At 73.0% G+C, this 9,390-nt stretch carries 7 protein-coding genes and 1 pseudogene; 1 reads left to right on the top strand and 7 read right to left on the bottom strand.

From position 1 onward, the window contains the following. From GPJ59_RS28520 to GPJ59_RS28495, 6 genes and pseudogenes are all read right to left on the bottom strand, one after another. Window positions 1-472, bottom strand: a pseudogene (locus GPJ59_RS28520) (hypothetical protein); the annotation flags it as partial. A 1-nt stretch (window position 473) separates the two neighbouring features. Next, window positions 474-1,886, bottom strand: a complete 1,413-nt coding sequence (locus GPJ59_RS28515) for an ATP-binding protein (RefSeq protein WP_219670579.1) — start codon at window positions 1,884-1,886, stop codon at window positions 474-476. A 17-nt stretch (window positions 1,887-1,903) separates the two neighbouring features. Next, window positions 1,904-3,466, bottom strand: a complete 1,563-nt coding sequence (locus GPJ59_RS28510) for an SCO6880 family protein (RefSeq protein WP_219670578.1) — start codon at window positions 3,464-3,466, stop codon at window positions 1,904-1,906. Beyond that, window positions 3,463-4,803, bottom strand: coding sequence for a hypothetical protein (locus GPJ59_RS28505; protein ID WP_219670577.1), 1,341 nt, complete (start codon window positions 4,801-4,803; stop codon window positions 3,463-3,465). The genes GPJ59_RS28510 and GPJ59_RS28505 overlap by 4 nt, the downstream gene beginning before the upstream one ends. Beyond that, window positions 4,793-5,638 (bottom strand): hypothetical protein, encoded by an 846-nt coding sequence (locus tag GPJ59_RS28500; RefSeq protein WP_219670576.1) that lies wholly within the window; start codon window positions 5,636-5,638, stop codon window positions 4,793-4,795. Before GPJ59_RS28500 ends, GPJ59_RS28505 begins: the two co-directional genes overlap by 11 nt. A 99-nt stretch (window positions 5,639-5,737) precedes the next feature. Beyond that, a complete protein-coding gene (locus tag GPJ59_RS28495; RefSeq protein ID WP_042818271.1) occupies window positions 5,738-6,046 on the bottom strand; it encodes a hypothetical protein in 309 nt (102 codons plus the stop codon). A gap of 412 nt (window positions 6,047-6,458) precedes the next feature. Between GPJ59_RS28495 and GPJ59_RS28490 the strand changes: the two genes are divergently transcribed. Then, window positions 6,459-7,622, top strand: a complete 1,164-nt coding sequence (locus GPJ59_RS28490; RefSeq protein ID WP_308120534.1) for an alpha/beta fold hydrolase — start codon at window positions 6,459-6,461, stop codon at window positions 7,620-7,622. A gap of 8 nt (window positions 7,623-7,630) precedes the next feature. On the opposite strand, the gene GPJ59_RS28485 is transcribed toward GPJ59_RS28490, so the two are convergent. Beyond that, window positions 7,631-8,422 (bottom strand): pentapeptide repeat-containing protein, encoded by a 792-nt coding sequence (locus tag GPJ59_RS28485; RefSeq protein ID WP_219670581.1) that lies wholly within the window; start codon window positions 8,420-8,422, stop codon window positions 7,631-7,633. Window positions 8,423-9,390 lie beyond the last annotated feature (968 nt).

Raw genomic sequence — 9,390 nt, 5'->3', positions numbered from 1 at the left:
CCCGGGACCGCGGTGTCGAGAAGCCGACCGCACCCGTGAAGTGGCGGGCCGCGGTCGGCGCGGCCTGCGCCGGCGTCAGGCGGGCGCGGGCGCGGCGGGACTTCGTGCGGGCGATCACGCCCATGGCGAAGACCGTGAACACGAACAGTACGAGCAGCTGGCTGACGAACAGGCCCCAGAAGAGCCCCCACCCCGACAGGGCCGCCGGGTCCGTGTCCGGCCATGCCCCGGCCACGTCGTGCGGCTGCGTTATCAGCGCGCGCACGGCCTGCGGGGTCCGGCCGAAGGTGACCGTGTCGGGCCAGGCGCCCCGGGCGAGCCAGGCCGCCAGGCCGGTAGCCGTCCAGACGAGGACCGCCAGGCCCAGCAGGAAGGCCAGCAGGCCGACCAGGAGGCCGTCCGGGATGCCGCGCGGCACGTCCTGGCCGGGCGGGACCGGCCGGGCCGGCGGTACGGGGCGCTGTCCGTGCATGTCAGGCCACCGTCGCTCCGCCGCCCCGGCGCCGTTCGATGCGTAGCGCGCGTTCCTCCGCCTCCAGTTCGGCGGCGAGCAGGTCCTCGGGGAGCCGGTCCGGCGGCGGGGCGGAGGACTCGGTCATCGCCCGGTCCGTGTAGACCAGTGGGCGTTCCGCCTCGGTGATCAGGTGTTTGACCACTTGGACGTTGCCGTTGACGTCCCAGACCGCGATGCCGGGGGTCAGGGTCGGGATGATCTCCACGGCCCAGCGGGGCAGGCCGAGGACCTGTCCGGTGGCGCGGGACTCGTCCGCCTTCTGGGCGTAGATGGTCCGGGTGGAGGCCATCTTCAGGATGGCCGCGGCCTCCCGGGCCGCCGCGCCGTCCACGACGTCGGAGAGGTGGTGGACGACGGCGACGAAGGACAGGCCGAGGCGCCGGCCGAACTTCAGCAGCCGCTGGAACAGCTGGGCCACGAAGGGGCTGTTGATGATGTGCCAGGCCTCCTCGACCAGGAAGATGCGCTTCTTCCGGTCGGGCCTGATCCAGGTGTGCTCCAGCCACACCCCGACGATCGCCATGAGGATCGGCATGGCGATGGAGTTGCGGTCGATGTGGGAGAGGTCGAAGACGATCAGTGGGGCGTCGAGGTCGATGCCGACGGTGGTCGGCCCGTCGAACATGCCGCGCAGGTCGCCGTCGACGAGGCGGTCGAGGACGAGGGCCACGTCCAGGCCCCAGGCCCGTACGTCGTCTATGTCGACGTTCATCGACTCCGCCGACTCCGCCTCCGGGTGGCGCAGTTGTTCCACGATGTCGGTCAGGACCGGCTGGCGGTCGGTGATCGTCTCCGTGACGTAGGCGTGGGCGACCTTGAGGGCGAATCCGGCGCGTTCGTCGAGGCCGTGGCCCATGGCGACTTCGATGATGGTGCGCAGCAGCGCGAGCTGCCCGGTGGTGGTGATGGCCGGGTCGAGGGGGTTGAGGCGGATGCCGCCGTCGTTCGCGGCGATCGGGTCCAGGCGGATGGGGGTTATCCCGAGCGCCTCCGCGATCAGGTTCCACTCGCCGACGCCGTCCTCGCCCTGGGCGTCGAGGACGACGACCTGGCGGTCGCGGAAGCGCAGCTGGCGTAGGACGTACGTCTTCTCCAGCGCGGACTTGCCGTTGCCGGACTCGCCGAGGACCAGCCAGTGGGGGGCGGGGAGCTGCTGGCCGTAGAGCTGGAAGGGGTCGTAGATGTAGCCCTTGCCGCTGTAGACCTCGCGTCCGATGATCACACCGGAGTCGCCGAGGCCGGGTGCGGCCGTGGGCAGGTAGACGGCCTGAGCCTGGCCGGTGGAGGTGCGGACGGGCAGCCGGGTCGTCTCGACCTTGCCGAAGAGGAAGCTGGTGAAGGCGTCCGTCACCACGGACAGCGGATCTCGCATGGCGGTCTGCCCTCCAGCTAGCGTCGGATGCCGGTGGCGAACGGCAAGGTGTTGACGAAGGCGCGGTGGTGCTCGCGGTCGCACCACTCCAGCTTCAGGTACGACTTGCCGGCCGAGGCGCGGATGGTGCGCTTGTCGCGGGCGAGGGACTCCGGGGAGCGGGACGACACCGTGATGTACCCGACCAGGTTGACCCCTGCCGCACCGCTGGCGAGATCTTCACCCCTCTGGTCGAGCCGGCCGTGAGCGGCGATGTCGCGGGGGTCGACGGTGCGGTTCATCTTGGCGGCGCGGCTGGCGTCCGCCTCGTCGTTGGTCTTCTCCGTCAGCATCCGCTCGATGGCGATCTCGGTGGGCTCCAGGTCCATGGTGACGGCGACCGTACGGATCACGTCGGGGGTGTGGACGAGGAGGGGCGCGAGGAAGTTCACCCCGACGGGCGTCATCGGCCATTCCTTGATCCAGGCGGTGGCGTGGCACCAGGGCGCGCGGGTGGAGGACTCGCGGGTCTTGGCCTGGAGGTAGGTGGGCTCCATCGCGTCGAGCTCGGCGGGCCAGGCGTTGCGCTTGGTCATGGCCTGGATGTGGTCGATGGGGTGGTCCGGGTCGTACATGGAGTGCACGAGGGAGGCGAGGCGGCCCTGGCCCAGCGGCTGGCGGACGCGGATGTCGGCCTCGGCCAGGCGCGCGCAGATGTCGGTCAGCTCGCGGGCCATGACGATGGCGAGGCCGGCGTCCTTGTCGAGGCGGCGGCCCCGCTGGGGGGTGGCGGCGCGGGCGATGGTGTGGGCCTCGGCGGCGAGTTCGCGGGTGTAGTGCATGCAGGCCACGAGGTAGGCGCGGTGCTGCTCCGAGGAGGTGGAGACCATCGACTGGAGCTGGTCGTAGGAGTCGCGCAGCCAGCCGGGGGCGCCCGCGTCGCCGCGCTGGGCGACGTCCTTGGCGTGGGCGTCGGGGTCGGCGGGCAGGGTGCGGGCGAGCATCTGGAGCCGGGTGACGAAGCCGTCGCCGTTGGCGACGTGCTTGAGGAGGGTGCCGAACCGGTCGACGAGGGCCTCCTGGTCCTCGCTGTCGCGCAGGCCCACGCCGGGGCCCTCGATCTCGATGGCCGCAGTGACGGTCCTGCGGTCGGCGTGCAGCAGTACGGCGATCTCGTCGGGGCCGAAGGGCGCGGAGAGCCAGCTGATGCGGCCGATGCCGGGCGGCGGGCCGACCTCGACCTCGCGGCCGTCGGCGGCGCGGGTGCCGGCCTCCATGGCCCCGGAGCGGTAGGTGGCGCCGCGGCGCACGGTCCGCTTGAAGCTGCGGTTGATCTCGAACCACTTGTAGAAGGTGCGGCCCTTGTACGGGACGTAGACCGCGGCGAGCGCGAGGAACGGGAAGCCGGCGAGGCCGACGATGCGCAGGGTGAGGCCGGGGACGAGCAGTCCGCTCATCATGCCGAGGAAGGCCCCGGCGATGATCAGCGCGATCTCGCCCGTCTCGCGGTTCTTGCCGACGACGGCGTTCGGCCGGGCGCGGCCGATCAGGTACGTGCGGCGGGGCGCGATCGGGTGGATCTGGTGGGACTGGGCCGTCAACGCCCGTCACCTCCTGTGTTCCTCGTGCTCGTGCTCGGGCTCGTACGGGGCGCGGGTGCGGCGGAGGGGACAGTTCCGCCGCCGGCTCCGCCACCGGAGCGGCTGCTGTGGGCGGCCATGCCTCCGGAGATCTGGTTGCCGCCGGCCGCGCCGTCCCCGCCGCCGGCGCGGTGGGAGCCGCCGCGGCTGCTGTGGGTCTTGATGCCCTGGGAGACGAGGGTGGCGGGCGAGCTGATGACGGCTGCGGCCTGGGCTCCGTCGGTGGCCTGCTTGCGGTTGCTGCGGGCGGCGGCGATCTCGTCGCCGAAGCCGGGCACGAAGCGGTAGATCATCGCGGAGGCGAAGATCGCGAGCAGGATGATGGCGAGGCCGGAGACGACGGCGGAGAAGGCGTTCGGGCCCTTCTCGCCGGCCAGGGCGCCGGCCAGGCCGAGGACGATGACGATGATCGGCTTCACCAGGATGACGGCGATCATGATGCCGGCCCAGCGGCGTACGTGGCCCCACATGTTGCGGTCGACGAGGCCGGCGTAGACCACGGTGCCGAGGAGGGCGCCGACGTAGAGCAGGGCGGCCCGGATGACCAGCTCCAGCCACAGGACGCCGGCGGCGAGCACGGTCACGAGGGCGACGACGATCAGCATGACGGGGCCGCCGCCGATGTCCTGGCCCTTCTTGAGGGCCTCGGAGAAGGAGCCGAAGAACACGTCGGTCTGGCCGCCGGTGGCGGAGGCGATGACCTGGGTGACGCCGTCGGTGGCGGAGACGACGGTGTAGAGGATGAGCGGGGTGAAGGCGGAGGCCAGCACGGTCAGCCAGAGGAAGCCGATGGCCTCGGAGACGGCGGTGCTGAGCGGGACGCCGCGGATGGCGCGCTTGGCGACGGCGAGCAGCCAAAGCACCAGCGTGAGGACGGTGGAGGCGGCGAAGACCACGGCGTACTGCTGGAGGAAGGTGGCGTTGGTGAAGTCGACCGCGGCGGTGTTCTTCACGGCCTCGCTGAGCTTGGTGATGATCCAGGCGGCGGCGTCGGCGCAGCCTCTTGCCAGGGAGGACAGGGGGTCCAGGGCGTCGGCGGGGTTGCTGGGGGCGAGGCCGGCTCCGCCGGGGGTGGTGCCGGGTGCTGGTTCACCACGCTCGCAGTACTGCTTGGACGGCCCGATGAGCAGGTCACAGGGGTTGTTGCTCGCCGAGGGCGTGGGCGTGGGCGTGGCTGCGGGGGTGCCGGAAGGAGTGGGGGTGGGCGTCGGCGCTGCGTAGGCACGGCCGGCCAGGGCGACGAAGGCGACGTGGACGGCGGCGATGACGCCGAGCCTCGTCCGGGGGCTACCGGGCATACGTGAACCCTCCGAACTCCTTGATGGCCTTGCTGATGTCGTCGGATGTCGACGCCCGGACGTCGCCGGGGACGGGTGCGGGGCCGTCCTGCTGGATATCGTTGGTGACCTTCCAGTCGTCACCGGCCCACGTGAGCTCGAACGTCCATGTCTTCCACGTGGTGCGGACAGGGTCGGTGGACTGAGGGCCGGACATGCCGATCAGTGCCATGTACCAGACCGAGACCTTGGCGTTCGTCGGTGTGTAGCCGTCGACGCGGGTACCCAGCGGTACGGCACGGGTGACGAAGGTGCTGCCCTGCGGCGCGTTGCCGTTCGCATCGAGGCCGAGTCTGCTCAGGAAGGCCGCGGAGTACGCCTGGTCCTGCGGGCCCTTCAGGCGGGCAGCCGCTTCCCGGGTGTAGATCCCGTCGACAAGGGCGTGCCGGCTGTTACTCCGGAACATCCCGTCGGACCCCAGCGCCACCGCATAATTCGCGGCGGCCGACTGCGCCCCCTGCTCATCGTGCGCGAATCCCTTGGGGATCTCCCCGTTCTTCCCCTCCACCGGCCGCACCCCCGTAGCCGCCGTCGCGGCCGCCGTCGGCTGCTTGTCGCCGCCCGTGGGGGTGTCCGGGGAGTCCTGGTCCTGGTTCGCGAACGCGATCGCTGCGATCAGGAGGACCACCACGCCCACCACGGTGACCAGGCCGCGCGAGGACCGTGCGGGGCGGCGCGGGCCGCCGTACGGGTCGGAGGGGGACTCCGGGAGCCGGGTACGGGTCTGGCCCGTGCCGCCGACGTCGCCGTGGCCGCCGGCCCCGCTCCCGCCGCCGTAGCTGTCGTCGTGGCTCATTGCGTCTCCGCCCCCTCCGCGTCGTACGACGGTAGCGCTGGTTCCCGCGTGGACGCGGTCTGGTGATTCGTCATCAGGTGGTGGCGGCGGCCGGCACGGCTAGACGGCCATCCCGTAGACGATCGTGAAGAGGGTGCCGAGGGAGCCGATGATGAAGACGCCCGTCAGGCCCGCCACGATCAGGCCCTTGCCCTGCTCGGCGCTGAACGTGTCGCGCAGTGCCGTCGCGCCGATGCGCTGCTTGGCCGCGCCCCAGATGGCGATGCCGAGGCACAGGAGGATCGCGACGGCCATGATGACCTCGATCATGACCTTCGCTTCGTTGCCGAGACTGCCGAACGGCCCCCAGTTGGGGGCGATTCCGCCGATGATGGTGGTGATGTCGCCCTTTTCGGCTGCCAGGATCATGTAACTCACCGCCCCTGTACGGGTAGTTCCGGTAGCCCGTGCCCGATGGCAGGGGTCACGCACTATCTTCGCTGATGAAACCGCCGTCGGGCGTCGACTTGGCGGCTCTCTTTGCCCGATGTCCCGGCACGGACCCCTGGTGCGCCCTCTGACCTGGGGAGTATGCGGAAGAACGTATGGTCACTCTGTGTATCACGCGGTACGACGCCGGGCAATGACTGCCCTCTCGGCGTAAGAGGGGCGTATGGAAGGGCGGTACGCGGCCGGCGGGCGGCGTACGGGTGCGCGGGTGGCGCACGGGTGTGCGGCGTGCGCCGGGGGTGGGGTCGGCTCGGTCGGAGAAAGGCCTGGTCGGGACGGGTCCGTCGGTGACGGGCGGGGCATTGTCAGTGGTGGCTGACAGCCTGGTCCCATGACGATGCCTTCGACGACAACACCGTGGACCCTGGCGGACCTTGAGGCCGCGATCCGGGCCGGCTGGTCCGCCGAGACGTGCGAGCCGACCGACACCTCGCGCATCCCCTGGACCCCGGAGAACCCGGCGTGGGGGCAGTGCGACATCACCGCGCTGGTGGTGCAGGACCTCGTCGGCGGCGACCTGGTGCTCAGCGACGTCTTCCACGAGGGCCGGCAGGAGGGCTACCACTGGGGGAACCTGCTCCCGGGCGGCCTGCTGGTCGATCTGACGCGGGAGCAGTTCCGCCGGGGCGAGGTCGTCACGCCCGGACGGATAGTCAAGCGGCCGCCGGGGCGGCTGCGTCGGCGCTGGGACGAGTACCAGCTGCTGCGCCGGCGGGTGATCGAGAAGCTCGGGCCGCTGCCGGGCACGATCGAGGTGGCCGGGCGCCGGCTGTCGTACACCGATCACGGCGGCGAGGGGGAGCCGCTGCTCGCGCTGCACGGCCACTTCCACAACGGGCGGACCTGGGACCGGCTGGCCCGCGATCTGGGGCCGCGCTGGCGGCTGATCACGCTGGACCAGCGCGGGCACGGGGCGTCCGACGCGGCCGAGGAGTACGGGCGCGAGGGGTACGTCGCCGACGCCGCCGCCCTGCTGGACCAGCTGGGTACGGGGCCGGCGGTCGTGCTCGGGCACTCGCTGGGCGGGACCAACGCCTACCAGCTGGCCGCGCGCCGACCGGACCTGGTGCGGGCGCTGGTGGTCGAGGACATCGGGGCGGTGGTGGCGTCCGACCTGTCGTTCGCGCTGGAGTGGCCGCGGCGGGCGGGCAGCCGCGAGGAGCTGGTGGCCGGGCTGGGGCGCGCGGCGGCGTACCTGGGGGACTCGCTGCGGGAGTACGAGGACGGCTGGGGGACGGCGTTCGTGCCGGAGGACATGGTGGTCTCGCAGCAGCAGATGAACGGGGACCACTGGGCGGACTGGCTGGCCGTACGGCAGCCCACGCTGGTCGTGCGCGGGGAGCGCAGCGACGTGCTGTCGGCCGAGCACGCCCGGGAGATGGTGGCCCGGCGCGCCGGGGTGCGGCTGGTGGAGCTGCCGACGGGGCACGTGGTGCACGCGGAGGACCCCGAGGGGTTCGCCGGGGCGGTACGGGAGTTCCTGGAGCGGATATGAGGGCGGCCTCAGGCCGTCCAGTGGGCCGGGCGGGTCAGGGTTGCGGGGATGCGGGTGGTGGCGTCGCCGCGGGCCGCGTTCAGCTGGGCCTGGGTGAGGAAGAGGGCTCCGGTGAGGTCGGCCCCGGCCAGGTCGGCGTCGCGGAAATCGGCGCCGATCAGGTCGGCGGTGCGCAGGTCCGCGCGGCGCAGGTCGGCGGCGATCAGGTACGCCCCGCGCAGGGTGGCCCCGCGCAGGTCGGCGCCGGTCAGCCGGGCACCCATCAGGTCGGCGCCGCGGTGGTTGCGCTTCTTGCCGGGGACGGCGGCCCGGACCAGTTCGCTGGTCTTCAGCAGCAGGGTGTTGATGCCTTGGCGCAGGGTGCCCACATCGGCGGCGGCCAGCGTCGCGGCGTCGGCGGCGACGAGCTCCTCGGTCTCGGCCAGGGCCCGGCGCAGCCCGGCGTGGACGGGGCGGGCGGCGGTCAGGGTGAGGGCCTCGGTGACGTAAAAGAGCAGCTCGTGGAGCTGGCGCTGGACGGGGAACACCTCGAACATCTGCTGCCGGGTGTCCGGGTGGGCGCGCCAGTCGCGGCCGCCGAAGGTGACCTGGGAGACCTGCTGGCCGGCGCCGAAGCAGTCGAAGACGGTGCAGCCGGGGAAGCCGGAGGCGCGCAGGTCGCGGTGGATGCCGCAGCGGAAGTCCTGCTGGAGGTTGGTGCAGGGGGTGCCGGCCGCCTTGTCCACGGCGAAGTCGGCGGACCGGGCGAAGGGGAGGGCGACGCAGCAGAGCGCGAAGCATTTGGCGCAGTCGGCCTTCAGCTCGGCGTGCCGGTCGGCCGTGGTTCCCGTGGGGGCAGGGCCGGTGCCGCCTACGCCACCGGCGGCTTGGGTGCCGCCTACGCCACCGGCGGCTTGGGCGCCGCCTACGCCACCGACGGCCTGGGCGCCGCCGGTGCGGGAGTTTCCGGCGCGGTCGGCCCGGCTGCCCGGAGCGGTCCGGTCTGCCGGGCGGGGCCGGCGGGACTTTCCGGAGCCGTCGGCCCTGCTGGAGCTGCTGGCGCGACCGGAACCGGCGGCACGGCCGGAGCTGCTGGCCCGCCAGGAACCGGTGGTGCGACCCGAACCGGCGGTGCGACCCGAACCGGCGGCGGGGCCGGAACCGCCCGCACGGCCGGAGCCGTCGGCCCTGCTGGAGCTGCTGGCGCGGCCGGAATCGCCGGCACGGCTGGAGCTGCTGGCCCGCCCGGAAGCGGTGGTGCGACCGGAATCGCCGGCACGGCCGGAACTGCCGGCCCGCCCGGAAGCGGTGGTGCGACCCGAACCGGCGGCGGGGCCGGAACCGCCGGCACGGCCGGAACCGGCGGCGGGGCCGGAGCTGCTGGCTCGCCCGGAAGCGGTGGTGCGACCGGAACTGTCGGGGCGACCGGAGCTGTCGGGGCCGACCGTGCCCGGAGATCCTCCGGAGCGCCCGGAGCCGGCGCCGTCGCCGGAGCGGCCTGAGCCTGCGCCGCGGCCGGGGTCGCCTGCTCCGCGGCCGGGGTCGTCTGTGCGGCGGCGGACGGGGGCGGGGGAGCCGGTGGGGCGGGGCGGGGGGGGGGGGGGGGCGGGGGGGGGGCACGGTCCCCTTTTTCACCCCCCGGGGGCGCCCCCCCCCCCCGCCCGCCCCGGGGGGGGGACCCCCAGCCCCCCCCCCACGTCCTCCCCCACCCCCCGAACCGCCCGGGGGGGGAGCCCCGCCCCCCCCACAGCCGGAAGGGCCGCCGCCGTTGGGGGGGGATGGCCCGCGG

The organism is Streptomyces bambusae, assembly GCF_019400985.1.
In the GTDB taxonomy this organism is placed as follows: Bacteria; Actinomycetota; Actinomycetes; order Streptomycetales; family Streptomycetaceae; genus Streptomyces; species Streptomyces bambusae_A.
This window is presented reverse-complemented; position numbering and strand designations above follow the sequence as displayed.

What these genes read in the sequence shown, in the direction of transcription:
- GPJ59_RS28515 (WP_219670579.1), bottom strand. Translation starts at nt 1,886, where the DNA reads ATGCGAGATCCGCTGTCCGTGGTGACGGACGCCTTCACCAGCTTCCTC.
- GPJ59_RS28490 (WP_308120534.1), top strand. Translation starts at nt 6,459, where the DNA reads ATGACGATGCCTTCGACGACAACACCGTGGACCCTGGCGGACCTTGAG.
- GPJ59_RS28505 (WP_219670577.1), bottom strand. Translation starts at nt 4,803, where the DNA reads ATGCCCGGTAGCCCCCGGACGAGGCTCGGCGTCATCGCCGCCGTCCAC.
- GPJ59_RS28495 (WP_042818271.1), bottom strand. Translation starts at nt 6,046, where the DNA reads ATGATCCTGGCAGCCGAAAAGGGCGACATCACCACCATCATCGGCGGA.
- GPJ59_RS28500 (WP_219670576.1), bottom strand. Translation starts at nt 5,638, where the DNA reads ATGAGCCACGACGACAGCTACGGCGGCGGGAGCGGGGCCGGCGGCCAC.